Below are 25,555 nucleotides of genomic sequence, written 5' to 3'. Positions count from 1 at the left end.
CAGCGTTCACGCGACGCCCTCGTCGTCGACGTCGCGCGCCGTCGGCTCGTAACGCACGATCAACAGAAACACGATCGGCGTGACCGCACTGATCGCGACGACCCAGAACATGTCCGTACCGAGACGGGCCTGCAGGATCGGCAGCACGAACAGCGCAAGCGCCTGGCCGATGCCGCACAGCGAACGCCCGAAGCCGACACCGGTGCCGCGGATCGCCGCCGGATAAGACAAGGTGGGATAGATCATCATCTGCGCGCCCGGCCCGAAGCCTTCGGCGAACAGCCAGGTGCCGAGCATCAGCAGCACCAGACCGACCGCGAGCGCGCCGTGCGGGTGCCCGGCCAGCGCAAGCGCGACAAGCGCGACGAACTGCAGCGCGAAACCCGCGATCGCAACATGACGCGACGGATATCGATATGCGAGACGCATGCCCAGCAAGCCGCCGGTAAACGCGAACAGAACGTTCAACGCGAGCGATGCCGCGATCGTCTCGAACACGCCCGCGCCGAGGAACTGCGACAGGATCGACGGCAGAAAGAACGCAATCGCCGTGTATTCGAACGGGATGCACAGGTTCATCACGCTGGCGACGATCGTGCGCCCGAGATACGGACGCTGGAACAGCACGCGAATCCGCACGGGCGGCGGGCTCGGCTCGCGTTGCGCATCCTCCGCTTCGTGCGCGTGAATGCCGTAGGACTCGCGAAGAATGCGCGCGGCATTGGCCAGGTCGCCCTGGTTCGCGGCCCACAGCGGCGATTCGTTCATGAAGCGATTCCTGAACAGAATGATGACGAGCGCAGGCACCGCACCGAAGATCAGCGACGCGCGCCAAAGCCATCCCGCATGCTGGGCCGGCAGCAGGAAATACAGGCCGAAGATCAGCAGGAAACAGACCGACGACGCCACGTACCACATCGGGCACCAGGCGGCGAGCCGCGACGCCTTGTTGCCGCGGCCGCTGAACTTCGAGAACTCCGCGAGAAAGGCCATCGCGACGGGCAGGTCGATGCCGACACCGAGCCCCATCACGAAGCGCGCACCGATCAGTACCCAGACGTTCGGCGCGAGCCCGGCCGCGATCGCCGCGATCACGAAAAACAGCATGTCGGCCATGAACACCTGATAGCGACCGATCCTGTCGGTCAGCCATCCGCCGATCAGGCTGCCGAAGATCGTACCGATCATGATCGCCGACCCGACCAGCCCGGTCAGCGCAGGCGTCAGGCCGAACTCGCGCGCCACGTCGTCGATGCCGTAAGACAACGTCGTCAGGTCGTATGCATCGAGAAACACGCCGCCGAGCGCCAGCAGAACGATCATCCGCGCATGGCTGACGGAACTGTCCGTCGTATTGATCAGGCGCGCCACGTCGCTTGCGGAGCGAATAGGCGCAGATACCGGCGTGACAGCGTTCAGATCGATCGAACTCATCGCACTCCCTTGTTCCGCCGAGCGTCCGGCGATATTTACCTGGAGCCAGGCGCCCGCATCGCGCGGCGCGCATGCGGGACCGTCGACACGCACTGTCGTCGAGCGCTGGCAGCGGAGATTCTGTTCTCGCGATCCGGTTATCCCAAGCGATATAAAGCGATAAATTATTCGGTGTGCGTCATAAAGTCGCTCGTCATGCGCGCTTAGCAGCAGCACGTATGTTCAATCGCGGATTTCTTCGTTACCGGATCGCCGACGAGATCCACATCGCGGTCGCGCGGTCGCGCGGCCGCGCGATCGGCGCGACCCGTCGCTGGCCGCGCAGCGCGCGCGGCTGCTGGACGCGTTCCAGCGCTTTCACGATCGTGCGGACGGCACGGCGCACCCGCCTCACGACCATCGGACATCCCGATCCGAAATCCGGGGGGCTTGAAGCTCCTCGGCATGAGTCGATGTCGACGCATGCCGGCAAGTCCTGCCGAGCGTGCGGCCCCGACGCGTTATGCACGGGTGTGCCGCAGTTCGCCGTCGATGGTCTGCGGCAACCTCAGCAGGTTGAAGATCGGGCAGACCGCTTCGACCGCCTGATGCAGCGCGCGAATCGCGTCGGGCGGCTCGGGCGACGAGATATCGAGCGTATAGCGGAGGTTGTGCGGGAACACGGGCACGTGCTCGAAACCCGGCTGCTGCGCAAGCGGATGCTGGTCGCCGGTCACCTCCACCTCGATCGCATCGATCTTCAGGCCGCGCTCGGCGGCCTGGATCAGCGTGATGTGCGTGAGGCAGCTGCCCAGCACGCCGAGCTGCAGCTCCGGCGACGCGGGCCCGAGGTTGTAGCCCGCGAAGTCGGGCGGACTGTCGCTGATCACCTGGAAGTCGCGAATGCGGATCTCGCGCACGCCGCTGCGGCCGAGCGCGCGCACGGTCGCCTTCAGCGGCGTCGCCTTGAATTCGGGATCGTTGCGTGCCGCTTCCTGCTTCGCGCGCCAGGCGTCGCGTTTTTGGGCGAGATAGTCGTTCAGGGTCGTCATGGCCGGGTCGTCGGTGCGTCAGTCGGTTGTGCTTCGCGCAGGGCGGCGTCAGCCGCCCGCTGTCGGCGGCGGTCAGTCCGCCTTCGGAATCCATGCGGCGGTCGCCGCGTCGCTCGCGCGGAACGCCGGGAACTTCGCGCCGAGTTCGGCCACGGTCCGGATGTCGTTTTTCACGAGATCGTCGCGCGTGATCAGCGTCGGCTTGACGACGATGCGCGCTCCCGGGTCCTGGCCGGCGACGAGCAGCGCGGCGGCCCGCACCGACACGGCGCCGACGATCGCGGGATTGGTCGCGGCCGTCGCGACCCACGCGCTGTTCGACGCGCGGATGGCTTCGATGTCGGCGGTCGAGATATCCGCGCTGTAGATGCGGATCTTCGACGACAGTTTCGCTTCGTCCGCAGCGAGCTTCGCGCCGCGCGCGAACTCGTCGTAAGGCGCGAACACGACGCGGATGTCGGGATTCGCGCGATAGGCCGCCGCGGCCTGATTCGCGACCGATTGCGCGATCGGATTGTCGACGGTGCCCCAGCGCGCCTTTTCCTGCACCTTCGGGTGCGCGCGCTTGAAGTCGCGCCATGCGGCATCGCGCCGGTCGAGCGGTGCAAAGCCGGCGACATACACATAACCGGCCGCGAATGCGTCGCCGTTGTCCTTGACCGCCTGACCGAGCAGCAGGTTGGCCAGGTCGCGATCGCTCTGCTCGATTTGCGGCACCTTCGGATTGCCGAGATCGACGTCGAACGCGACGACCTTGATCCCCTTGTCCAACGCGCGCTGGACGACGTCCTTCAACGATTCGGGCAATCCGTGGTTGACGATGATCGCGGACACGCCGATGCTGATCGCCTGCTGGATCTGCTCGCGCTGTTCGGCCGCATCCTGCCGGCCCTCGTAGATGCGCAGATCGACGCCGAGCGCCTTCGCCTGCTTCTGCGCGCCGGCCTCGTAGGCCTGGAAGAAGTCGCCGGTCGACAGATAGTTGACGAGCGCGATCTTCACGCCGCCCTTGTCGAACGGCGCGGGCGCGCCCTTGAGCGGGCCGGCGTGCGCCGCGGGTGCAAGCGCGGCCAATGCAGCCGCGAAAAACAGCGTGAGCACACCGACCCTCCGGTCGATGCGTGACTTGCGGCGAAGCGACGATCGCATGGTCTGCCTGTCTCCGTGGGGGACGATATCCGCACAATCTACCAGCGCGACAGGCACGCTCAAACCGAGCGATTCGGAAATGGATATTCCTTCGGATCGCAAACCGACGGCGGCCGCGTCGCGTCGATCCGGGAACAAGCAATCGAGCGCGCGCGTGATAACCGTCGCAGGAATCGATGGTCGGGGAGCGTGCCCGGGGTTGACTGCAGTCGCCGCGACACGGCGCAGCCGCGCCGCTTGAGGCGGCGCCGCGCGCCCTGCCCCGTCACGCACGCGCGTCCGCACGGCGACCGATGCCGAACGTGAACGCCAGCGCGAGCACCAGCAACACGCCCTTGATGAAGTCCTGCATGTAGTACGGCGCGTTCAGCATCGTCAGCCCGTTGAGCAACACGCCGACGAATACCGCGCCCACGACCGTGCCGAACACGTTCGGCCGCTTGGCGCCCCACACGGCGTAACCCACCAGCGCGGCGGCCACCGCGTCGAGCAGCAGCGAGTGCCCGGCGCTCACGTCGCCGCGTCCGACCCGTGCGGCGATCAGCACGCCGCCCAGCGACGCGATCGCGCCCGACACGACATACGCGGCAACCCGGTAGCGCGCGGCCGGCGCGCCGGCGAGTCGTGCGGCCGTTTCGTTGCCGCCGATCGCGTAGATCACGCGGCCCCAGCGCGTCGCTTCCATCGCGACGCAGGCCAGCACCGTCACTGCCGCAAGCAGCAGCACCGGCAACGGCACGACGTCGAACACGCGCAAACGCCCGAGCGCGAGAAACGCGGCGGGAAACACGCCCGTCGCGTCCGTGCCGTCGGGCAGCACCGAACCGGTCGCGAGCGACCGGCCGCCGGTCGGGATCAGCTGCAGGCCCGCCAGCAGGAACAGCGTGCCGAGCGTCGCAAGCTGGTCGGGCACGCGCAGCCGCGTAATCAGCAGGCCGTTGAACAACCCGGCGGCCACGCCGAGCGCGACGCAGGCGGCCACCGCCGCAAGCGTGCCGCCGTGCCAGACGACCAGCACATAGCTGGCGGCCATCTGCGCGGACGCGGCCACGCTGCCCACCGACAGGTCGAAGCCGCCCGCCGCGAGCGTGATCGTCACGCCGATGCCGAGCAGCGCGACGATCGACACCGCCTGAAGAATGCTGAACAAGTTGTCGAGGTTCAGGAACGCGGGCTCCCTGACCGCGAACACGACGACGAGAGCGGCCAGCACGAGCAGGATGCCCGTGCGTTCGAGCGCCGCGCGAATGCGAGCCGGCGCGGGGCGGCGCGCCCGTTGGCCGGGCAATGCATCGTGCGCGAGGGAAGAGGAAACGGGTTTCATGGGAGGCACTGTCACTCAGGAGGAAGGCGGAAGCGGATGGTCGAGTGTGGCGCGATCGAACCGCACGATGCGATCGGCGATCTCGGCCGCTTCTTCGAGATCGCTGACGAACACGAGCGTCGCGCGCTCGTGCGCGTGGCGCCGCAGCGTATCGACGATATCGGCGCGCGCGCCGGCATCGATGCCTTGAAACGGTTCGTCGAGCAGCAACATCCGCGCGCGTTCCGCATGCCAGCGCGCGAGCACGACTTTCTGCTGGTTGCCGCCGGACAGGCGCACGAGCCGGTCGTCCGGGCCCGTGCAGCGGATGCCGAAGGCGGCGATCGCGGCCGCGGCGGCAGCGCGTTCGCGGGCCGGCCGCACCGCGCCGCCCGTGAACCAGCGCGACAGGAACGGAAAGCTGATCGTGCCGGCGATCGACGCGAACGGCACGCTGTCGGGAAACAGCGACGTGCGCCAGCGGTCCTCGCCGGCCAGGAACACGCCGGCGCGAATGGCGTCGACCGGCGAGCGCGGCCGCCACGGCCGGCCGTCGAGCGTCATCTCGCCGGCGGCCGGGCGCGCGGCGCCGAAGATCACGCTGGCGAGGCGCGACTTGCCGCCGCCGACCGGGCCCGCGATCGCGACGATCTCGCCGCGCCGGACGTCGAGGTCGAACGGCACGCTGGCCGGCGCGAGCCGGAGGTTCCGCAGGCTGAAGCCGGCTTCGGACGACGACGTGGCGCGGCCCGCGTCCGCTGCGCGCGCCTTCGGCAACGGCCGTCCGATCATCGTTTCCACCGCGGCATCGAAGTCGACCGGCGCGGCCAGGTCGGCGACGATCCGGCCGTCGCGGACGATCGCCACACGATCGGCGATGCGGCGCAAGTCGCCGAGCCGGTGCGACACCAGCAGGATCGCGACGCCATCGTTGCGCAACGCGTCCAGCAGCGCGAAGAGCCGCTCCGCTTCCGGCGCGGACAGGCTCGCGGTCGGCTCGTCGAGGATCAGCAGGCCGGGCTGCCCGGCGAGCGAGCGCGCCAAGGTCACGCGCTGCTGATCGGCCAGCGACAGCGACGCGAGCGGCGCCGACAGGTCGGCGTCGAGCCCGACGCGCTCGGCGAGCGGTCGCGCCGCGGTGTGCCGTGCGGCCGGCGGTGCGCGCCACGGCGAGGCCGGATCGCACAGCCGGTCGAGCAACAGGTTGTCGGCGATCGACAGTGTCGGCACGACGGCGTCGGCGACCGACTGGTGCACGGTGGCGACGCCGAGCCGCTTCGCCGCGTACGGCGAAGCCGGCCGATAGGGTGCGCCGCGCAGCGTCAGCGTGCCGCCGTCGGGCCGGATCACGCCGCTCAGGATCTTCACGAAGGTCGATTTGCCCGCGCCGTTCGCGCCCATCAGCGCGACGACTTCACCGGCGGCGATCGACAGGTCGAGCGACGCCAGCGCGACGGTCGCGTCGAACCGTTTCGCGATGCCGGCGGCGCTCAGGACGGCCGGCGACGCCGATCGATGCGGTCGATGTGCGAGTGCTGCGCTCACGATCCCGTCCGCCGGCTTGCATGCCGCTTCGGCGAGCCGTACCGTCCGGTCGGCCGTTCGCGTTCGCAGAAGCGTTCGGCATCGCTCGCGAGCGACCCTTCGATCGCGCTCCCGTACGCGGATACGAAACATTCGCCGCAATGCTTCGAGTCGGCACACCTTGCTTCCGGCTGAAACGGCACCTCGCGGTTCATATCAGGCCACTCCAATGTTCGTCGTGCCGCCGGACGGACGCACGCTGCGCCTGCCGCTCTCGCTGCAGGCCGATAGACCGGCTGTTCGACTCGACCGCCCGGCCCTGCCGATGTTTTGCGTAATCGTGCGCGGATCGACGATCGACACGGGCCCCGTCCGATCGTCGCCGGTTCACGCCAGCACGCGCTCGCGCTGCACCGCAGGAAGTTCGAGATTCGCGCGGAAATCCTCGCCGAGATAATCGGTATCGAGCAGATCGCGCCGGCGCAACTCGGGCAGCAATCCGTTCAGCAGCAGATCCTCCTGATCCGGCTGGCCGAGCCCGTGCAGCGACAGCACGTCGACGAGTCCCGCGCGATAGCGCGTTTCGATCGCATCGGCGAGTTGCTCCGGTGTGCCGGCGACGAACCAGTGGCCGGTCTCCTGCGCGCGGACGATCAGCTCGCGCAGCGTCAACCGCTGCCGCGCATAGCCGACGAAGATCGCGACGCGTCCGCGCCGGCGCTGCACGCTGTCGATCGCCGGCAGCAGCGATTGCGGCAGCGGCTGGTCGAGCGGCAGATCGCGAAGGTCGACGCCGCCGCCGAGCATGTCGGCGAGTTTCAGCCTGCCTTGTTCGTAATCGATTCGTTCGTGTTTGTCGCGCAGCCGCCGCGCGACGTCGGCGTCGGATTCGCCGATCACCGAATGAAACGAGTTCATCACGAACGGCAGACGGCCGCCGCGACCGAACTCGCCAGCCTGCCGATGCAGTTCGGCGACGAACGCGCGCGCATCGTCGAGCGTCGGCTGCGATGTGTAGACGACTTCCGCGTACCGCGCGCCGAGTGCCACGCCGCTTGCCGACTGCCCGGCCTGGAACAGCACGGGCCGCCGCTGCGGCGACGGCGGCACGTTCAGCGGCCCCTGCACCTGGAAGTGCGCGCCGCGGTAGTCGATCGCACCGAGCTTGCGCGGGTCGACCGAGATGCTGCCGGCCGGCCCGCGCCGCGTCGCGGCCGGATCGTTCGCGTCGAACAGCGCGTTGACGACCTCGACGAATTCGCTCGCACGCGCGTAGCGCTGTTCCGGGTCGGGCAGTGCGGCATCGCCGAAGTTTTCCTCGCCGACCGACGACGTCACCGCGTTCCATGCGGCGCGGCCGCCGCTCACGTGATCGAGCGTGCCGATCAGCCGCGCAAGGTTGTAAGGGTGGTGATACGTCGTCGACACCGTCGCGACGAGCCCGATGGCCGACGTCGCCTGGCTCAGCGCGGCCAGCGCAACGATCGGCTCCTGGCTGCCCGTGCTGCCGGCGAGACCGGCCGGATCGGCCTGCAACAGGTCGGCCGTGAAGAGGCCGGTGATCTTCTCGGTTTCCGCCTTGCGCGCGAGCGACGCCGCGCGTCGCACGCCCTGTACGATGTCCGGGTCGCCGGGCGCGTAAAGCACACTCGCCGCACCGACGAGCGTCTTCAGTCGTCTGCGTGCGCGGCTCATGACGCGACTCCGGCCAACGCATCGTCGCTTGCGGCGCGTGCCGCGCCTCGTCCGCTTCTGTCGTTCATCCGCGTTCCTCGTGATTCGGTTCGATCGGAGGACGCATGCCGGCATCGCGTTGCCGACGGCGCTCGCGTCGGGTCGTCCGGCATGGCCCACAGGCGCACGCCGCGAGGCGCGCAGCCAACGACCATAACGCAGCCCCCCCGGTCGGCCGGAACGAATATTTTCGGCTTTCCATATTCTTCTTGATTGTTTGACCGTGCGAACGCAGGCGAAAAATAATTCTGCATGCCTAACCCGTTGATCAGGCCGCTTCGACCCGCGCCGATCGCATCATCATGACGTTCGACGCCAACCATTCCGATTCCGCCCTGGCCGCGTTGCCATTCCGCTTGAGCGTGCTCGACAAGAGCCCCGTCGCGCCGGGAGAAACCGCCGCCGACGCACTGGCGCGCAGCGTGTCGCTCGCGCGCTTCGCCGACGCCGCCGGTTATCACCGCTACTGGCTCGCCGAGCATCACAACACGGCCGCGCTCGCGTGCCCGTCCCCGGAGGTCCTGATCGCGCATGTGCTGGCGCAGACACGACGAATCCGCGTGGGGTCGGGTGGCGTGATGCTGCAGCACTACAGTCCGTACAAGATCGCGGAAAACTTCAACCTGCTCGCGTCGCTCGCGCCCGGCCGCGTCGATCTCGGCGTCGGCAAGGCGCCGGGCGGCCTGCCGCTGTCGACGCGCGCGCTGCAGGCCGGTTACGATCCGGCTCGTCGCGCATCGTTCGCCGAACTGGCCGACGAACTGGATCGCCATCTCCAGCGCGCCGGCACGCGGCCGGACGCGCCCGACGACGACAACGCCACCGCGCTGCACGCGACGCCGCTACCGTCCGTGCCCGCGCAACCGTTCCTGCTCGGCGCAAGTGCGGAAAGCGCCGCGCTCGCCGCTCGGCTCGGCTGGACGTTCGTCTATGCGTCGCATCTGAACGCATCGACCGTGGACCTGGAACGGGCGTTCGACGCGTACCGCCACGCATCCGGCGGCCGCACGCCGCTGCTCGCGGTCTCCGCGATCGTCGCCGCGACGCGCGACGCGGCCGCGCAACTGGCAAGCGGGCATCAAGGCTTTCGCGTACAGGTCGGCGACACCCCCGCGGTCAACGTCGGCAGCCTCGAACAGGCGCACGCGTACATCCGTCAGGCGGGCGGCGGCCCGCACCGGATCGACCCGCGCGAGACGCGGATCGTGCACGGCACGCGCGACGCCGTGCTGCGCGAGCTCGACGCACTGCATCGTCGCTACGGGATTGCCGAATTCGTCGTCGACACGCCGCTTGCCGATGCCGCGCCGCGGATTGCGTCGTTGCGGCTGCTGGCCGGAGCGCCTGCCGACGACCACGACGACGTGTCGTCGCGCGACAACCCGGACGCGCAAGGGTCGGGCGCTCGCACTGCCGCGCGCCAACCGGACTTCGAGGGCGCGGCGCGATGACCGATACGATCCGCATCGCCGGCGCCGACGACGTGCCGGCCCTCTATGCGTTGCTGCAGGACGCGTACGCGCCGCTCGTGCCGCAGGGCGTGCATTTCACCATCACGCGCTCGCCGATCGAGCGCGTCGTGCAGACCGTTGCGCGCGAGACGACGTTCGTGCTCGAACGCGCGGCCGCCGACGGCCGCACAGCGCTCGCAGCCACGCTGACCGTGCGGTTCCCGTGGGTGCCCGGCGAACGCCATCGCACGCCCCATCCGTTCCTGCACTGGTTCGCGGTTGCGCCCGCATTCAAGCGGCAGGGGCTCGGGCACGCCCTGCTCGACTACGTCGAAACGCAGTTCCTGACGCAGCAGGTCAAGGCGCCCGCGACGTACCTCGCGACCGCGGCCAATCATCCGTGGTTGCAGTCGTATTACGAGCGCGGCGGCTACGTGCCGTTCGACCGCTCGACGAATGCGCTCGGCACACCGCTCGTCTGGCTGAGAAAAATCCTGATCCCGGATCTCTACCAGGATCCGGCGGCGGCCGATGCCGCGCCGGACGGCGAACGTCGGCGCGCGAGCGCGTGACGCTCGACGTGCTCCGCTTCGCCGCGCCGTATTCCACCCGCTACGCCTCTGATGAAGGACTTCCACGCATGACATTCGCCTTTCCGGATTCCACGCGCCGCACTGCGTCGGCCGCGCTCCTGCTTGCGCTCGCGTTGTCGCACCCGGCGTTCGCTCAGGACGCGCCCGTCACCGGCGGCACGCTGACCTGGGGCGTCGAAACCGAGCCGCGCACGCTGAACCCGCAACTGAACGGCCAGGACAAGGTCGAACTGCTGCTGCGCAACGCGTACGAGAGCCTGCTCGCGCAGAAGCCGGACGGCAGCTACGTGCCGTGGCTCGCGACCGGCTACAAGGTATCTGCCGACGGCAAGACCCATACGTTCACGCTGCGCGACGGCGTGAAGTTCACCGACGGCGCGCCGTTCGACGCGAAGGCCGTCGCACGCAACTTCCTGAATGCGCGCGAGCTGTCGTACTCGGCCGGCAGCCAGCTCGCGCGCTTGATCTCGCACGTGGCGGACGTGAAGACGCCGGACGCGCGCACGGTCGTGATCACGCTCGACGCGCCGTATGCGCCGTTCCTGACGTTCGCCGGCCGGCTGCCGCTGCTGTCGCCGAACGCATTCGACCGGCCGAGCCTGAAGTCGGGCGGCACCGACATCGCCGGCACCGGCCCGTTCATCCTGCGCCGCTACGTAAAGGGGCAGGAAATCGAATTCGCGAGGAATCCGGACTATCGCTGGGCACCGCCGACGGCTGGCCACCAGGGCCCCGCGTATCTCGACCGGGTCGTCTACCGGTTCCTGCCGGAATCGTCGGTGCGCACGGGCGCGCTGTTGTCCGGCCAGGTCGACGTGATCGAGGGCGTGTCCGGCAACGACGCGGCGCTGATCCGCAAGAACGCCGACTTCACCTACCGCCGCGCGCTGAACACCGGCACGCCGTACTCGCTGTTCCTGAACGTCGCGTACGGCCCCACGCAAGACGTGAAAGTGCGCCGCGCGCTGCTCGAAGGACTCGACGCAACCGGCATCGTGCAGTCGATCTACCGCGGCGAGCGCACGCGCGCGTGGGGGATCACGTCGCCGATCGATCCGTTCTACGATGCCGCCGTCGAGAAAACCTACGGCAACAACCCGAAGCGCGCGAACCAGTTGCTCGACGAAGCCGGCTGGACCGCGCGCGAAGCCGGCGGCTACCGGACGAAAAACGGCGAGCGGCTGACGATCGCGGTGATCCAGGCACAGGCGACCGTGCGCGACCAGCGCGACGTGCTGCTGCAGGCGCTGCAGGCACAGGCGCGGCAGCGGCTCGGCGTCGACCTGAAGATCCAGTACGTCGACGACGGCACGTACGTCGAGGCGCGCAAGAGCGGCAAGTTCGGCTCGATCGCGAACTCGAACACGCCGCCGGACGGGATCGACATCGAAGGCCACTACCTGCCCGTCGATCGCGGCGGCGCATTGAACTACAGTCGCGCGGCGGCACCGGAGCTGACCCGCTGGCTGCAGGCGGCCGCGCGCACGCAGAACACCGCCGAGCGCAAGAAGCTGTACGGCGAGCTGCAGCACTTCGCGATCAACGAACAGGCGTATGCGGTGCCGCTGTACGAGCCGGAGGACCAGATCGCGGCCGCGAAGGCGGTCCAGGGCCTGCGCTTCCGCCCGTTCGCGCAGATGCCGGAAAACCCGTATGACGTGTGGGTGAAGAAGTAGGCGACGCCGGCCCGCCTCGCGCGGCGCCGACAGGAGAATCCGCATGAACCACCCGAGCGCTGCTCCCGTTTCCGTCCCCGATGCCGCGCCGCCCGCCCCGTCGCCGGCCGCATGGCGCCGCTGGCTGCATTCGCCGGTCGCAACGCGGCTCGCGACCGGCGCGCTCGTGCTGTGGGCAGCAGTCACGCTGTCGTTAGCGGCCGTGCATCTCGCACCGGGCGATATCGTCAGCATCCTGATCGGCGAGCAACTGAACACGCCCGAGATCGAAGCCGCGATCCGCCAGGAATGGGGGCTCGACGAACCGTTGGCGCTGCAGTACCTGCATTACCTGTGGCGCGTGCTGCACGGCGACTTCGGGCGATCGTACATCCTGAACACCGACGTCGCGCCGCTCGTGCTCGGCCAGTTGTGGCCCACGCTGAAGCTGACGGGCGCGGCGCTCGTCGTGACGATCGCGTTCGCGGTCGGTCTCGCGGTGCTGACGGCCGGCCGCCGCTGGGCCGGGCGCGCCGCGTCCGGCGTCGAATTGCTGCTCGCGTCGACGCCGTCGTTCTGGCTCGGGATCCTGCTGCTGTTCGTGTTCAGCTTCACGCTGAAGCTGTTCCCGGTCGCCGGCGATCGCGGCTTCGCGTCGCTCGTGCTGCCGGCGCTGTCGCTCGGGCTCGCGCAGGGCGCGGTGATCGGCCGCGTGCTGCGGCAAGGCATCGAGCGCGCGCTCGACGAGCCGTACGCGTTGACGGTCCGCTCGTGGGGCATCGGCGGACTCGCGCTGCGCGTGCGCCATGCGCTGCGCCACGCCGCGCTGCCGGCCGTCACGCTCGCCGGCTGGCTCGTCGGCGGATTGCTGAGCGGCGCGGTGATCACCGAACAGGTGTTCGGCCGGCCGGGCCTCGGCAAGGTGACGGTCGACGCGGTGCTGTCGAAAGACATGCCGGTGATCCTCGCGATCGCGATCCTGTCCGCCGCGATCTACGTCGCGCTCAGCACCGCCGTCGATCTGCTCTACCTGCTGATCGATCCCCGCCTGCGCGACCAGCGCGCACGGCATTGAACCGGAGGCTCCGATGTCCACTCCCGTCGATCTCGCGTTGCACCCGCGCACGAAATTCGCCGAGCCCGGCTGGCTGCGCCGCCATCCGGGACTCGCGCTCGCCGCCGCCTATCTGCTGCTGAACGCAGTCGCCGTCATCGCGCCAGCGTGGCTCGCGCACTACGACCCGCTTGCCGCCGACCCGCTCGCCGCGCAGCTCGGCAGCAGCGCCGAGCACTGGTTCGGCACCGACCAGCTCGGCCGCGACATCTTCTCGCGCGTCGTCTACGGCGCACGCTACTCGCTGTCGATCAGCGTGGCCGCGATTGGCGTCGCGACGCTGTTCGGCACCGCGCTCGGCCTGTTCGCCGGCCTCGCGCGCGGCTGGCTCGACGAGCTGATCACGCGCTTTCTCGACGTCGTGTCCGCGTTCCCCGACCTGCTGCTCGCGCTGATGCTGATCTCGTTTACCGGCCCGGGCGCGGTGAACCTCGTCTTCGCGCTGGGCGTCGCGTCGGTGCCGCGTTTCGCGCGCGTGGTGCGCGCGCAGACCTTCGTCGTCGCCGGGTCCGGCTATGTCGAGCAGGCGCGCACGCTCGGCCTAGCGTCAGCCGTGCTGGTCTGGCGGCACGTGCTGCCGCACGCGATCGCGCAAGTGCCGGTGCTCGCGACCATCGGGCTCGGCACCGCGATCATCGGCACGTCGGGACTGAGCTTCCTCGGCATGGGGCCGCAGCCGCCCGCCGCCGAATGGGGGCTGATGCTCGCCGAAGGCCGCAACTACCTGTACAACGCGTGGTGGATCGCGGTCTGGCCCGGCCTCGCGATCACCGCAGCCGTCGTCGCCGTGAATGCGCTCGGCGGCTACTGGCAGGCGCGCTTCGAACGCCGGGAGGCGGCATGACCGCTATTGCACCCACTGTCGCATCCGCCGTGCCGCTGGTCAGCATCGAGCATCTGACGATCGGGTTCCGCGGCCCACGCGGCACGACGGCCGTCGTCGGACCGCTCGACCTCGCCGTGCATGCCGGCGAATGCGTCGCGCTGGTCGGCGAGTCGGGCTCCGGCAAGTCGGTCACCGCGCGCAGTCTCGTCGGGCTGAACGGCCCGCATGCCGTGATCGACGCCGCGCGGTTCGACATCGCCGGCGCCGACGCGCGCCGCCATCGCGAACGCGACTGGCGCGCCGTTCGCGGCCGCCGGATCGGCTACGTGCTGCAGGACGCGCTGGTGTCGCTCGACCCGCTGTGGCGCGTGCGCGACCTCGTCGCCGAGGCGCTGCACGACACCCGGCGGCGCGACCTTCATGCGCGCAGCACCGACCTGCTGCGCTCGGTCGGTATCGACGAACCCGAACGGCGGCTCCCGCAGTATCCGCACCAGTTGTCGGGCGGCTTGCGCCAGCGCGTGCTGATCGGTACCGCGATCGCCGGCGGCGCGTCGCTGCTGATCGCCGACGAGCCGACCACCGCGCTCGACATGACCGTGCAGCGGCAGATCCTGTCGCTGCTGCGCGCGCGCCGCGACGCCGGCGATGCGCTGCTGCTGATCAGCCACGACCTCGCGGTTGTCGCCGAACTGGCCGATCGCGTGCTCGTGATGCGCGCCGGCCGCGTCGTCGAGCAGGGGCCGGCGCGCGACGTGCTGACCGCGCCCGCGCATCCGTACACGCGTCAACTGCTCGCGGCGATTCCCACGCCCGCATCGCGCGGTTTCCGGCTCGCGGCCGAGCCGCGGACGGACGATCCAGCCCCGGCCGTTGCCGCCGGGCGAATCCCGCTGCCGCCCAAGCGGATCGACGCCCGCGCGCAGGTGCTGGCCGTCGCAGCGGTCACGAAGCGCTACGGCGGCGGCGACGCGCCGGCCGCGGTCGACGGCGTCACGTTCGCGTTGGCGCGCGGCGAAACGCTCGGCATCGTCGGCGAATCCGGTTCCGGAAAATCGACGGTCGCCCGGATCGTGCTGGGCCTCGTCGAGCCGGACAGCGGCGCCGTCGCGCTCGACGGAGCGCCGTGGAGCGGCGTGCCGGAGTCCGCGCGGCGTGCCCGTCGTGCACGGCTGCAACTGATCGCGCAGGATCCGTACAGCTCGTTCGACCCGCGCTATTCGGTCGGCCAGATCATCGGCGAAAGCCTCGACGCAGTCGGCATCCGCGGCGACGCGCGCCGCCGCCGCGTGCTGCATCTGCTCGACGAAGTGCGGCTCGGCGCCGGTTGCATCGACCGCTATCCGCGCGAGTTGTCCGGCGGCCAGCGGCAGCGCGTCGCGATTGCCCGCGCGTTCGCGCCGAATCCGGCGCTGCTCGTCGCGGACGAGCCCGTCAGCGCGCTCGACGTGTCGATCCAGGCGCAGGTGCTCGACCTGCTGGCCGACCTGCAGGCCGAGCACGGCACCGCGATGCTGTTCATTTCGCACGATCTCGGCGTCGTGCATCACGTCGCCGACCGGATTCTCGTGATGCGCCGCGGCCGCGTCGTCGAAAGCGGCGCGGTCGACCAGGTGTTCGGCGCGCCGTCGCACCCGTACACCGCATCGCTCCTCGACGCGCTGCCGACCTTGCCCGACGCACACGCGGCGCGGGTGCAAGTCGCGCTCGCATGATGTCCGTCGCCCCTGCCCTGCTCCAGCCATGAGCCAATCGACTCACGCTACGCCTCGCAAAATCCATCTCGGCGCGATCATCTCGGGCTGCCGTATCCGCTGAACCGGCACGCGCGCGCGGCGTGAGCGGCGGCCGGTCCGGCCGGACGGCTTCGAGCCGCGGGACGTGCACGCCGCGCCAGCGCGGACCGTCGTTCGCGCGCGCCCCGCGGTCCGGATTCCCCGACTACGTCGCGGTCCTGCTCGTCTGTCCGCCGAGACACGGCGCGACATGCAGCACGAAATCGGTCAGGATCTGTTCGTACTCGTCGGGCGCGAAATCGTACGGCAATTCCAGGCGTAACTCGCCGACCTGCCGCACGATCGGATCCGCGAGCAGATGCTCGGCGATTTCCGCGGCACTGCCGACCAGGTCTTCCGCATAGAGGGTGCGACGCGGGCCTTGCGGGCCGCGCGTGCGCTCGACGCGTTGCGCGGCGAACGCGCGATAGCGCCGGCGGCTGACGTGATCGGCACTGTCGGTCGGCACGATCACGCGCCCGAGCGCGATGCGCGGCGGATGCATGCCGCACCAGTGCGAACGAAACGCGTCGATGTGGCTGCGCTGCGTGTCGAAGAAGTCGTCCGTGTGCTCGCCGACGTTCAGATTGCCGATCAGCAGGTTGAAGCCGTGGCGACCGGCCCATTCGGCCGAGCGGAGCGAGCCGCCGCCATACCAGAGCCGCTGCGTCAGTCCGGGCGCGTACGGCATCACGCGTGGCCGCTCGCGCCCGGCCGGCGATTCGACGAAACACTGTTCGTCGCCGAGCAGATCGCCCGTCAGGTTCGCGCGCAACCGTGCGACGCGTGCGTGCGAAAAGTCGATTTGCTCCGGTGCACCATCGAACAGCCTGTCGCCGAGCAATGCGCCGTGAGGCGGCACGCCTGCGCTGAGCCCGACGTTCAGGCGGCCGCGCGACAGGATGTCGACGGTCGCCAGATCCTCGGCCAGGCGGAACGGATTCTCGTAACCCATCTGGATCACGGCCGCCCCGAGCCCGATCCGCGTCGTGTGCTGGCTCGCCGCCGCGAGAAACGTGGCCGCCGACGACACGGCCCGCTCGAGATGGCGTTGACGCACCCATGCACAGTCGTAGCCGAGTGCCTCGCCGATCCGGAACAGGTCGAGCGTCTGCTCGAGGCCCGGCAACGGATCGTCCGCGGCATAGTTGCCCGGCGTCAGAAAGCTGATCTGCGTGATGCGCACGCGTTCGGCCGCCTGCGTCATCGTTGCTTCGGCACCCCGGATACCCGCGCGACCTTCCCGTAGCCAGCGCCGCCGATCTCGCCCATCGGCGCGATCGCGTTGCCGTACGGCAGCGCCTGATCGCCGCGCAGGAAGATGCGGCGCTCGCGATCTCCAGCCGTCGTATTCGTATTCGCGAGCGCGACGCGCGACGCCGGGTCCGCGAACACGAGCGCCTTCGCGCACACCGAGCGTGGGCGCTGCGCGCGTTCCGGCAGCGAGATGCGTGGAGGGGAATCTGTGCGGTTGTCCATGATTCGGGCGCGGGCGGACCGGTTGACGATACAGGCGTCCGCCCGAGGGTTCGATCTTAGTCAACCTGGACCGCGCGCAAAATACCGAATGCTGCGATGCTTCGCTGCGGCGCGCAGATAACGAATCCCGTGTTCGGCGCGCAATCGCCGGAGTGTCTTCCAGAGCCGCCGGGTATCATCGACCGCCGATCGCCCGCCTCGTCAGCCGACGAACCTCGCCTCCACGCCGCTTCACACGACGACGTCGGACCGGCAAACAGCCACTCACACGGCAAGCTCGAAGAAAGATCGCGCAACGACCCGGCCGTTGACGATCAACTCGACCTCATGCCGGCCCGCATGGTGTCGGCGCGTAGTGAAATCGCGGATCGACCGACTGTGCCGGAGCGTGATGCGCTCGCCGGGTTCGAGCGTCAGTACCTTCAGCTTGAACACCTTCGGCGACGCCTCGCCATTTTGCTTTACATAGCCTATACGGTAATCGACGACGAGTCGCTGTGCCGTCTTGGCCGTCGAATGCAACTCGCAGGCGAGCGCGATCGATTCGCCGAGCACCACCTGCGCGGGCGTCACGCCAAACGGGCCGACTGCCACGCGAGGCGCACTGTCGGCACCGAGTATCGCGAGCGCGCGCGCATCGCCCTGCTTCACGAGCGTACGAAGCGCATGACGGACGATCCATCGCGTATGCGGATTGTCGCCGCCCCATCGTTCGGCCCGATCGAGCACCCATGCCGGATGCGTCTTCGCCACGTCGTTCAGGTGATTCGCGACCGAGCGGCGTACATAAGCGCTCGAGTCCGCGCGAAGATTGTCGAGTATCCGCGCTGCCAGCGCCGGGTCGGCCTCGATCTCGCGGAGCCGGAACGACCACGGCAGGCGCGGGCGACTTCCCTCGCTTGCCAGCCGGCGCACTGCATCGTCCGCATCGTGCGTCCAGGTTTCCATCACTGCGAGCGCGAGCGCCCGGTCGAGGCGCAGGAATTCACGTACCGCGAATTCCGACGTGCCGAACGGCGTGAAATATTTCAGCGCGTCCATCGAACGGTCGAAGGTGTGCCGACCGTACTGCCCGACATAGTCGGGCGCGACGAGCGAGACAAAACCCCGGCCCAATCGAGGCGCGGCCTCCTGCAACAACGCCAGCACGGCATCGTATCCGCCGGGTAGCGACCGCGCACCGGTGTCGATCGCCGCGCTGGCGCGCCTGACGCGCGCCATCAGCGTCAAGCCGTCAAGGCCGTCGAGCGCCGTCGCAAGAAATGCCGCCCGGTCGAAGGCAGGCGCGATCGAATGCAGCACGTCGGCCAGCATGTGGAACTGCCGCTCGCCCAGCGATTCCTTCAGCGGGACGGGAACTTGAATGGTTGTCATGGCGTGGAAATCCGACGTGCGCCGCGGATCGACGGGTGCGAAAGCGCACAGTATCGCCGAAGCCCCTGCCCATGCCTGTCAGGAGTCTTTGCCCGGCCGGCACGCGTACGCGCGGGACGCAGTCGATGCGCGCGGACAGCGAGCCGCAAGCGGGCATGGTGTGCTCATGCGTCCGTTCGCCGCTGCTCGCGGGATGGGTCATGCGAATCGCCGCTGGAGAGCCGGTTTCGCAACTGACCGCCGGCGAACGCAACCGCAATCAGCGACAGATAGCCGACGACGAGGAGATGTCGCCAACTGTCGAGCGCGGCGCGGTGCGCAACCAGCGCCGCGTCGGGTGCCGGTACGGCGAGACTGCCCGGCACGATCGCGCGCGTCATCTGCACGAATCCCGCCGCCGACAGCACGGGCAGCAGGACGAGCATGGCCAGCAGCACAAACTTCGCATGCCGAAAAAACGCATGCCGGCGCAAATGAAACCACAGCCCGAGGCTGCCGTGTACCCAACCCGGCGCGAGCAGCGCGATCTGCAAGCCCTGCGTGCCGCTCGTGAGGAGCGACACGATGACCCGTTCGTAGTTCGGCTCGAAGCCGTAAAACGATGTCGCAACCCGGGTCCCGACGACGTGGCGGATCAACAGCATCGGCAGGCTGAGTCCCGCCCAGAGACGGAGCCATTCGGCGGGCGGCAGCGCCCAGTGTCGGCGGCTGTAAATGGTGCGGATCGCGAGCGCGAAATGCAGGCCGGCCGCGCCATACAGCAGGATCGTTCCGGGCGCGCTTTGCCAGAGCCCGATTGCCAGGTGCAGTCCACGCTCGGCGATATCGATCGACCAGATGCCGAGCGCGTGATTGACCATATGAATGGAAATATAGACCCACAGCAGGATGCCGGAACCGAGCTGCAGCCTTTGCGCGGCCTTGCGCATCCCGTCATGCGCCGACACCGGCTTCCCCGCATCGAGGCCATTCGCGTGCTGCGCGGGACGCGGCACGCGGTTGCGCCACGGTGGACGCATGCCGATGCGATCCTGAAACAACGATGACCGTGGTGCCTCGTTCACCTTCGAAGCACCCTCGCGATCGCGCTGCGATCGGCCCGGCATGGCCCGGGTTTGCCTCACCTTGCCGTTCATTGGCGCCTCCCCCTCGATGCGTCCGCTGCTTGATCCGCATACCGCGGAGCGGGCCCGTTTATTCCAACGATGCGCGACATCCCGCGCACGAAGTGCATTGCGCGGCTTCGGGAATAGACGCCATGCTCGGCGGGTATACGGTGTGTGAGCACGACGGATGACAATCGCAACGCATCGGCACCCGTCACATCGAAGCAAGCGAAGTCAGGGAGACCATCATGTCCAACGTTCTGTCCCACTGGATTCTGATCGGTTGCGACGCATACGACGAGTATGTGTTTGTGCCGTGGCTCGATAAATCCGTCTATCTGAGAACGGTCACCCTGCGCCGGGTCTGCCTGTTGTGACGGAAGCCGTTGCGACGCATGCGATCCGACTAGCTAGCCTGGCTTCGATCAATCATCTGAAAGCGCTGATCGAAGACCCAGATATTGAACGAATGGATCAAAGCCCCGATCGCTGTACAGTAGCGAAACGCCGTTCTCAATACAGTAAGTCGCGATCAGCGTGTCGATGGTCTTGCGGACCGTCACGCCTCGCGCTCTCAAGTCACGATAATTTCGTGCGGCCTGGACAGCGTTATCGGTACCGACCAGCGACACGACATTCAAGCGCGTCGTCAACAACTGGCGGGCCACATTGAATTCGGATTCAGCCGAGAAACCCTGCAACACCTCTGCCACGATCAGGTCGCCCGAGAACAGCGCCTCGTTGCCGAGCAAACCGTCAAGCTTGTCGGTTTCCGGCGAAACCTTGCCGCGGAAATAGTCGATCCAGACGCTCGAATCCACGAGCGTCATCGATCCGTCCTCATGGCGTCTAGATCACCTTCCCAGTGGAGTTTTCCGCGAAACTGGCGAATCTGCTCTTGCTGTTTGAGCCTGATGATCGTCTTCAGGCCGAGCTCGACAACTTCCCGCTTGGTTTTGATACCGGTTGCGGCAAGTGCCTCGGCCATCAACTTGTCGTCGATTTCAATGTTGGTACGCATGGCATACCTCGCTATGTGTATAGATCACTTCGACTATACACATTACAGGCGACCGCGTCCGGCCCGGGCGCAGTCACTGGAGCATATGTGACCTGCCCCCCGCGAACACGAAAAAAACACTAAAAAGTCGCGGCTCATCCGGGATTTCAACAAATATCTGCGGCGCATCCCCCGGGAGCCCCTGTCAGCCGGGACTTGGACCGACTCCAGCGTCCCCCGTAACGACACCCAGACATCACAAATCATTTAACTTTCCGTGAGGACTTCGACACCGGCCGCCGCCTACGATGGGCGCATGTTTTCAGGACCTGCTTCCAGGAGCCCATCATGCCAACCCGCAGACATCTGCTGCTGTTCGCCGGCGCCACCGGCCTCGCCACGCTCGCGGCGCTGTCGTCCACCGGCCGCCGCGCGCTGGTCGGCCGCGCGTTCGCCGCGCCGCCGGCCACCCCGCAGCCGGTCGCCCCGGGGATGGCCGCCCCACGGATGGCCGCCCCGTTCGAACTCACCCTCAGCGACGCCGAATGGCATCGCCGGCTCACGCCCGCCCAGTACGCGATCCTGCGCGACGCCGGCACCGAACGGCCGTACAGCAGCCCGCTGAACGACGAGCACCGCCCCGGCACGTTCGCATGCGCGGGCTGCGACCTCGCGCTGTTCTCGTCGGCCACCAAGTTCGACAGCCATACGGGCTGGCCGAGCTTCTGGAAGCCGCTCGACCACGCGGTCGGCAGCAACGCCGACGCGTCGTTCGGGATGGTCCGCACCGAAGTGCACTGCCGCCGCTGCGGCGGCCATCTCGGCCACGTGTTCGACGACGGCCCGCCGCCGACCGGCCTGCGCTACTGCATGAACGGGCTCGCGCTCACCTTCCACCCGGCCGCCGCCTGATCCGGCCCCGCTCCCGACCGACTGGAGAACGCACCATGCTGCTCATCGCCCTCGCCTATCTCGGCGGCGTGCTCACGATCCTGAGCCCGTGCATCCTGCCCGTGCTGCCGTTCGTGTTCGCGCGCGCCGACCAGCCGTTCGTGCGCACCGGCCTGCCGCTGCTGGCCGGCATGGCGCTCACGTTCGCCGTGGTCGCGACGCTCGCCGCCGTCGGCGGCGGCTGGGTCGCGCAGGCCAACCAGGCCGGCCGCTGGATCGCCATCGTGCTGCTTGCGGTGTTCGGCCTGACACTGCTGATGCCGCGCTTCGCGGAACACCTGACGCGCCCGCTCGTCGCCGCCGGCAACCGGCTCACCGGATTCGCGCAGCGCGACGGCCGCCCGGCCGGCCCCGCGTCGTCGCTGCTGCTCGGCGTCGCGACGGGCCTGCTGTGGGCGCCGTGCGCCGGCCCGATCCTCGGGCTCGTGCTGACCGGCGCCGCGCTGCGCGGCGCGAGCGTCGGCACGACGCTGCTGCTCGTCGCGTATGCGGCTGGCGCGGCGACGTCCCTCGCCGTCGCGCTCGTGATCGGCGGCAAGGTGTTCGCCGCGATGAAGCGCTCGCTCGGCGCCGGCGAATGGATCCGGCGCGGGATCGGCGCGGCGCTGCTGGCCGGCGTCGGCGCGATCGCGCTCGGCCTCGATACGGGTGCGCTCGCACAACTGTCGACCATCACCACGGGCGGGCTCGAGACGAAGCTCATCGACCGGCTCGGCGGACGCTCGAACGGTGCGCCGGCAACGACGGCCGCCACGGGCGACGCTGCCGGCAACACGACCGGCAACACAAGCGGCGGCGCGATGATGGCCGCGACTGCCGACGGCGCACCGGCCGGCGGCGGCGCGATGATGCGCGCGGCCGGCACGACGCCGTCCGCGCTGCCCGTCGAAGGCACGCTGCCGTCGCTCGCCGGTGCCGTGCAGTGGCTGAACTCGCCGCCGCTGACGGCGGCCGGCCTGCGCGGCAAGGTCGTGCTCGTCGATTTCTGGACGTATTCGTGCATCAACTGCCTGCGCACGCTGCCGTACACGAACGCGTGGGCGCGCAAGTACGCGCCGTACGGGCTCGTCGTGATCGGCGTGCACGCGCCGGAGTTCGCGTTCGAGCGCGACATCGGCAACGTGAAGAAGGCCGTGCACGACCTCGGCATCGACTACCCGGTCGCGATCGACAACGGTTATTCGATCTGGCGCGCGTTCGGCAACGAATACTGGCCCGCGCACTACTTCATCGACGCGCAGGGGCGCATCCGCCATCACCACTTCGGCGAAGGCGAGTACGCGCAGTCGGAACGCGCGATCCAGTCGCTGCTCGCCGAGGCCGGCCATCCGGAAGCGCTGAACGTGCCGCTCGGGCTGGCCGGTGCGCCCGCGAAGGGCGCGCTCGCGGCAGCGGACACCGCTGACGTCCGCTCGCCCGAAACCTATGTCGGCTATGCGCGTGCCGAGGACTTCACGTCGCCGGGCGGCGTCGTGCGCGACACGGCACACCGCTACGACGCGCCGGCCCGCCCCGATCTCAACGACTGGGGCCTCGCCGGCACCTGGCAGGTCGGCGCCGAGCGCGCATCGCTCGCCGCGCCGGCCGGCCGGATCGTCTACCGCTTCCATGCGCGCGACCTGCACCTCGTGCTCGGCCCGGGCGCGAACGGCCAGCCCGTGCGCTTTCGCGTGACGCTCGACGGCGCGGCGCCCGGTGCCGCGCACGGCGCCGACGTCGACGCGCAGGGCTACGGCACCGTTACCGGGCAGCGCCTGTACCAGCTCGTCCGGCAGCCCGGCGCGATCGCAGATCGCACGTTCGCGATCGAGTTTCTCGATCCCGGCGTCGATGCGTACGCATTCACATTCGGTTGAACGCAGGCGCCGCCGTCACCCGGCCGCCGTCTTCGCCAACGCATTCAGAAGGAGCACACGATGAACCCGACACCCACCCGAGATTCCGCGCCGCGACGGCGCGCAGCGATGCTGCGCCGCATCGGCGCCATCGCCATCGCGGCCGCCGCCGTGTTCGGCTACCAGCGCATCGTCAATTCCGCCGAGCCGATGCGCACCGTGCCCGCGCCGACGCTCGACGAAACGCCCGGCGCGGCGCACGACGAGACGGCCGTGCTCGCCGGCGGCTGCTTCTGGGGCGTGCAGGGCGTGTTCGAGCACGTGAAGGGCGTGAAGCAGGTCACGGCCGGCTATGCGGGCGGTGCGTCCGAAACCGCGCACTATGCGCTCGTCGGCTCGGGGCTGACAGGGCACGCGGAATCGGTTCGCATCGTCTACGACCCGACGCAGATCACCTACGGCCGGCTGCTGCAGGTGTTCTTCTCGGTCGCGCACGACCCGACCGAACTCAACCGGCAGGGCCCCGACGAAGGAACGCAGTACCGGTCCGCGATCTTTCCGACCACCGCGCAGCAACGCGCGGTCGCGACCGCGTACATCGCGCAGCTCGGCACCGCGCACGTGTTTCCGGCGCCCGTCGTGACGCGCGTCGAGGCGTACAAGGGGTTCTATCCGGCCGAGGCCTATCACCAGAACTACCTCGAACTGCATCCCGACGCGCCGTATATCGCGTTCAACGACCTGCCGAAGGTCGCCGGGCTGAAGCAGTACTTCCCGGCGCTGTACCGCGCCGACCCGGTGCTGTGGCGCGATGCCCGCTCGTGACCGGCAACCGGTCGCGTGACGGGATGCCGCCCGCCGCGCGGCCGCGGCCAGGGCGGCCGCGCGTGGCCCGCGCGCGCCGCCTTCGGCCCGGTTTGCGCCGCATCAACGAAACACCGTCCGCCGTGCCGGGGCAAACCCGCATCGCGTCCGCCGCAGCGGGCAACTTCGCGTAGACTTCTCCTGATCCCCGCCGCGTCTTGCGGCGCTCGGAACACCCGCCCAGCCAGGAGGCGTCACGCATGCGCGCAGTGCCTTTGCCTGACAGCAGCACCCTCGAAGAATCGTCCACCGGTGCCGGCGTGCGCGACCTGCGCCGCGTGCCCATTCATCCCGATCAATGGTATCCGCTCGCGTGGTCGCGCGAGCTCAAGCGCGGCAAGACGCTCGGCGTGCGCTTCGCCGGCGAGCCGATCGTGCTCGTGCGCACCGAATCGGGCGCCGTGTATGCGCTCGAAGATCGTTGCGCGCACCGCCAGGTGCCGCTGCATGCGGGCGTCGTGAGCGGCGAAACGCTGCGCTGCTGCTATCACGGCTGGACCTACGCGTGCGACAGCGGCCGCTGCGTCGACGTGCCCTACCTCGGCCGCGATCGTTTGCCGAACGGCGTGCGAGCGTATCCGTGCCGCGAAGCGCACGGGCTGATCTTCGTGTTCCCCGGCGACGCGACGCTCGCCGACACACGGCCGTTCCCCGCGCTCGACTCGGCGGACAACCGCGCATACAAGACCCGCCGCTTCGGCCGCGAGGTCAAGTGCCACTACTCGTTCATGCACGAGAACCTGATGGACATGAACCATCAGTTCCTGCACCGCAAGCAGATGGGGCAGATGCGCGCGCGCTCGGTGGGCCGTCGCCGCGGCGACGACTGGGTCGAGGTCGACTACACGTTCACGCGGATGGAGGGCAAGCAGCCGGTCGGCGAGGCGCTCGTGTTCGGCGCGAGCAAGAAGCCGGCCGACCAGTCCGACAAGAGCGTGATGACGGTACGCACCGGCTACCCGTACCAGACGCTGCAGATCCGTTCGAGCGAAGGCACGCTCGTGATGGACCTGTGGATCGTCTACGTGCCGCTCGATGCCGAACAACGCACCAACCGCACGTTCGGAGTGCTGTCGATCCACAAGCCCGGCATACCGTTCGCGCTCGATCTCGCGTGGCCGCTGCTCGTGTGGTTCACCGAGCGCATCTTCCGCGAGGATCGCTGGATCGTCGAGCGCGAGCAGGAAGCACACGATCGCCAGGGCGCCGACTGGAACCACGAGGTGTTTCCGGTCATCAACGAACTGCGCGACCTGCTGCGCCAGTGCGGCGCGCGCACCGTGATTCCGATCCGCGAAGCGCGCGACGACGCGTGATACATGCGACACGCCGCACGACGCCGCCGGCTCGCCGCGAC

General features: G+C 68.9%; 23 protein-coding genes. 11 read left to right on the top strand and 12 right to left on the bottom strand.

Translation table 11 applies throughout. The features are described 5' to 3' along the window. Positions 1-6: 6 nt before the first annotated feature. The 6 genes from JYG32_RS38100 to JYG32_RS38075 form a co-directional block, all read right to left on the bottom strand. Positions 7-1,434: an MFS transporter gene (locus tag JYG32_RS38100; protein ID WP_213268335.1), complete on the bottom strand. Its 1,428-nt coding sequence runs from the start codon at positions 1,432-1,434 to the stop codon at positions 7-9. Positions 1,435-1,934: 500 nt separating this feature from the next. Further along, complete coding sequence (locus tag JYG32_RS38095) at positions 1,935-2,465, bottom strand: OsmC family protein (RefSeq protein ID WP_174384008.1); 531 nt, start codon at positions 2,463-2,465, stop codon at positions 1,935-1,937. A gap of 72 nt (positions 2,466-2,537) precedes the next feature. Beyond that, a complete protein-coding gene (locus JYG32_RS38090) occupies positions 2,538-3,614 on the bottom strand; it encodes a substrate-binding domain-containing protein (RefSeq protein WP_213267829.1) in 1,077 nt (358 codons plus the stop codon). A 265-nt stretch (positions 3,615-3,879) separates the two neighbouring features. Further along, positions 3,880-4,938 (bottom strand): ABC transporter permease, encoded by a 1,059-nt coding sequence (locus JYG32_RS38085; protein ID WP_174384006.1) that lies wholly within the window; start codon positions 4,936-4,938, stop codon positions 3,880-3,882. Positions 4,939-4,953: 15 nt separating this feature from the next. Further along, the gene (locus JYG32_RS38080; protein WP_249744922.1) at positions 4,954-6,462 is read right to left on the bottom strand and encodes a sugar ABC transporter ATP-binding protein; all 1,509 of its coding nucleotides are present in this window, start codon (positions 6,460-6,462) and stop codon (positions 4,954-4,956) included. Positions 6,463-6,828: 366 nt separating this feature from the next. Continuing rightward, on the bottom strand, positions 6,829-8,136 hold the full coding sequence (locus JYG32_RS38075) for an NtaA/DmoA family FMN-dependent monooxygenase (protein WP_213267827.1): 1,308 nt from the start codon (positions 8,134-8,136) through the stop codon (positions 6,829-6,831). Positions 8,137-8,477: 341 nt separating this feature from the next. Between JYG32_RS38075 and JYG32_RS38070 the strand changes: the two genes are divergently transcribed. The 6 genes from JYG32_RS38070 (at position 8,478) to JYG32_RS38045 (ending at position 15,529) form a co-directional block, all read left to right on the top strand. Then, on the top strand, positions 8,478-9,626 hold the full coding sequence (locus tag JYG32_RS38070; RefSeq protein WP_213267826.1) for an MsnO8 family LLM class oxidoreductase: 1,149 nt from the start codon (positions 8,478-8,480) through the stop codon (positions 9,624-9,626). Then, a complete protein-coding gene (locus JYG32_RS38065) occupies positions 9,623-10,198 on the top strand; it encodes a GNAT family N-acetyltransferase (protein ID WP_213267825.1) in 576 nt (191 codons plus the stop codon). Before JYG32_RS38070 ends, JYG32_RS38065 begins: the two co-directional genes overlap by 4 nt. Before the next feature lie 68 nt (positions 10,199-10,266). Further along, positions 10,267-11,895, top strand: coding sequence for an ABC transporter substrate-binding protein (locus JYG32_RS38060; protein WP_213267824.1), 1,629 nt, complete (start codon positions 10,267-10,269; stop codon positions 11,893-11,895). 43 nt (positions 11,896-11,938) lie between these two features. Further along, positions 11,939-12,949, top strand: a complete 1,011-nt coding sequence (locus JYG32_RS38055) for an ABC transporter permease (protein WP_213267823.1) — start codon at positions 11,939-11,941, stop codon at positions 12,947-12,949. 13 nt (positions 12,950-12,962) lie between these two features. Further along, positions 12,963-13,832 carry an ABC transporter permease gene (locus JYG32_RS38050; RefSeq protein WP_174383552.1) on the top strand — a complete coding sequence of 290 codons (870 nt, stop codon included), beginning with the start codon at positions 12,963-12,965 and terminating at the stop codon, positions 13,830-13,832. Then, entirely contained in the window at positions 13,829-15,529 is a 1,701-nt protein-coding gene (locus JYG32_RS38045; protein WP_174383551.1) for a dipeptide ABC transporter ATP-binding protein, read from the top strand. Before JYG32_RS38050 ends, JYG32_RS38045 begins: the two co-directional genes overlap by 4 nt. A gap of 226 nt (positions 15,530-15,755) precedes the next feature. Here the strand turns inward: JYG32_RS38045 and JYG32_RS38040 are convergent, their stop codons facing one another. The 4 genes from JYG32_RS38040 to JYG32_RS38025 all read right to left on the bottom strand — a co-directional run bounded on the left by JYG32_RS38040 (position 15,756) and on the right by JYG32_RS38025 (position 19,578). Next, the gene (locus JYG32_RS38040; RefSeq protein WP_213267822.1) at positions 15,756-16,796 is read right to left on the bottom strand and encodes an LLM class flavin-dependent oxidoreductase; all 1,041 of its coding nucleotides are present in this window, start codon (positions 16,794-16,796) and stop codon (positions 15,756-15,758) included. Then, entirely contained in the window at positions 16,793-17,068 is a 276-nt protein-coding gene (locus JYG32_RS38035) for a hypothetical protein (protein ID WP_213268356.1), read from the bottom strand. The genes JYG32_RS38040 and JYG32_RS38035 overlap by 4 nt, the downstream gene beginning before the upstream one ends. A gap of 264 nt (positions 17,069-17,332) precedes the next feature. Next, positions 17,333-18,442: a DNA alkylation repair protein gene (locus tag JYG32_RS38030; protein WP_213267821.1), complete on the bottom strand. Its 1,110-nt coding sequence runs from the start codon at positions 18,440-18,442 to the stop codon at positions 17,333-17,335. A gap of 164 nt (positions 18,443-18,606) precedes the next feature. Next, positions 18,607-19,578: a hypothetical protein gene (locus tag JYG32_RS38025; RefSeq protein WP_349631823.1), complete on the bottom strand. Its 972-nt coding sequence runs from the start codon at positions 19,576-19,578 to the stop codon at positions 18,607-18,609. A gap of 218 nt (positions 19,579-19,796) precedes the next feature. Here JYG32_RS38025 and JYG32_RS39545 point away from each other — a divergent pair, with 218 nt between their 5' ends. After that, complete coding sequence (locus tag JYG32_RS39545; protein ID WP_021162513.1) at positions 19,797-19,925, top strand: hypothetical protein; 129 nt, start codon at positions 19,797-19,799, stop codon at positions 19,923-19,925. A gap of 48 nt (positions 19,926-19,973) precedes the next feature. On the opposite strand, the gene vapC is transcribed toward JYG32_RS39545, so the two are convergent. Both vapC and JYG32_RS38015 read right to left on the bottom strand, forming a co-directional pair. Beyond that, the gene (gene vapC / locus JYG32_RS38020; RefSeq protein ID WP_213267820.1) at positions 19,974-20,378 is read right to left on the bottom strand and encodes a type II toxin-antitoxin system VapC family toxin; all 405 of its coding nucleotides are present in this window, start codon (positions 20,376-20,378) and stop codon (positions 19,974-19,976) included. Then, positions 20,375-20,569, bottom strand: coding sequence for a type II toxin-antitoxin system VapB family antitoxin (locus JYG32_RS38015; protein WP_174383547.1), 195 nt, complete (start codon positions 20,567-20,569; stop codon positions 20,375-20,377). Before JYG32_RS38015 ends, vapC begins: the two co-directional genes overlap by 4 nt. A 327-nt stretch (positions 20,570-20,896) precedes the next feature. Here JYG32_RS38015 and msrB point away from each other — a divergent pair, with 327 nt between their 5' ends. The 4 genes from msrB to JYG32_RS37995 all read left to right on the top strand — a co-directional run bounded on the left by msrB (position 20,897) and on the right by JYG32_RS37995 (position 25,514). Next, a complete protein-coding gene (msrB, locus tag JYG32_RS38010) occupies positions 20,897-21,460 on the top strand; it encodes a peptide-methionine (R)-S-oxide reductase MsrB (RefSeq protein ID WP_213267819.1) in 564 nt (187 codons plus the stop codon). Between the two features lie 35 nt (positions 21,461-21,495). Next, entirely contained in the window at positions 21,496-23,355 is a 1,860-nt protein-coding gene (locus JYG32_RS38005) for a cytochrome c biogenesis protein DipZ (RefSeq protein WP_213267818.1), read from the top strand. Between the two features lie 60 nt (positions 23,356-23,415). Continuing rightward, complete coding sequence (gene msrA / locus JYG32_RS38000; RefSeq protein ID WP_174382713.1) at positions 23,416-24,159, top strand: peptide-methionine (S)-S-oxide reductase MsrA; 744 nt, start codon at positions 23,416-23,418, stop codon at positions 24,157-24,159. Positions 24,160-24,398: 239 nt separating this feature from the next. Continuing rightward, a complete protein-coding gene (locus JYG32_RS37995; protein WP_174382714.1) occupies positions 24,399-25,514 on the top strand; it encodes an aromatic ring-hydroxylating oxygenase subunit alpha in 1,116 nt (371 codons plus the stop codon). Positions 25,515-25,555 lie beyond the last annotated feature (41 nt).

The organism is Burkholderia pyrrocinia, from assembly GCF_018417535.1.
In the GTDB taxonomy this organism is placed as follows: Bacteria; Pseudomonadota; Gammaproteobacteria; order Burkholderiales; family Burkholderiaceae; genus Burkholderia; species Burkholderia pyrrocinia_E.
The sequence above is the reverse complement of the archived record's forward strand: the minus strand, read 5'-3'. Positions and strand labels throughout refer to the sequence as shown.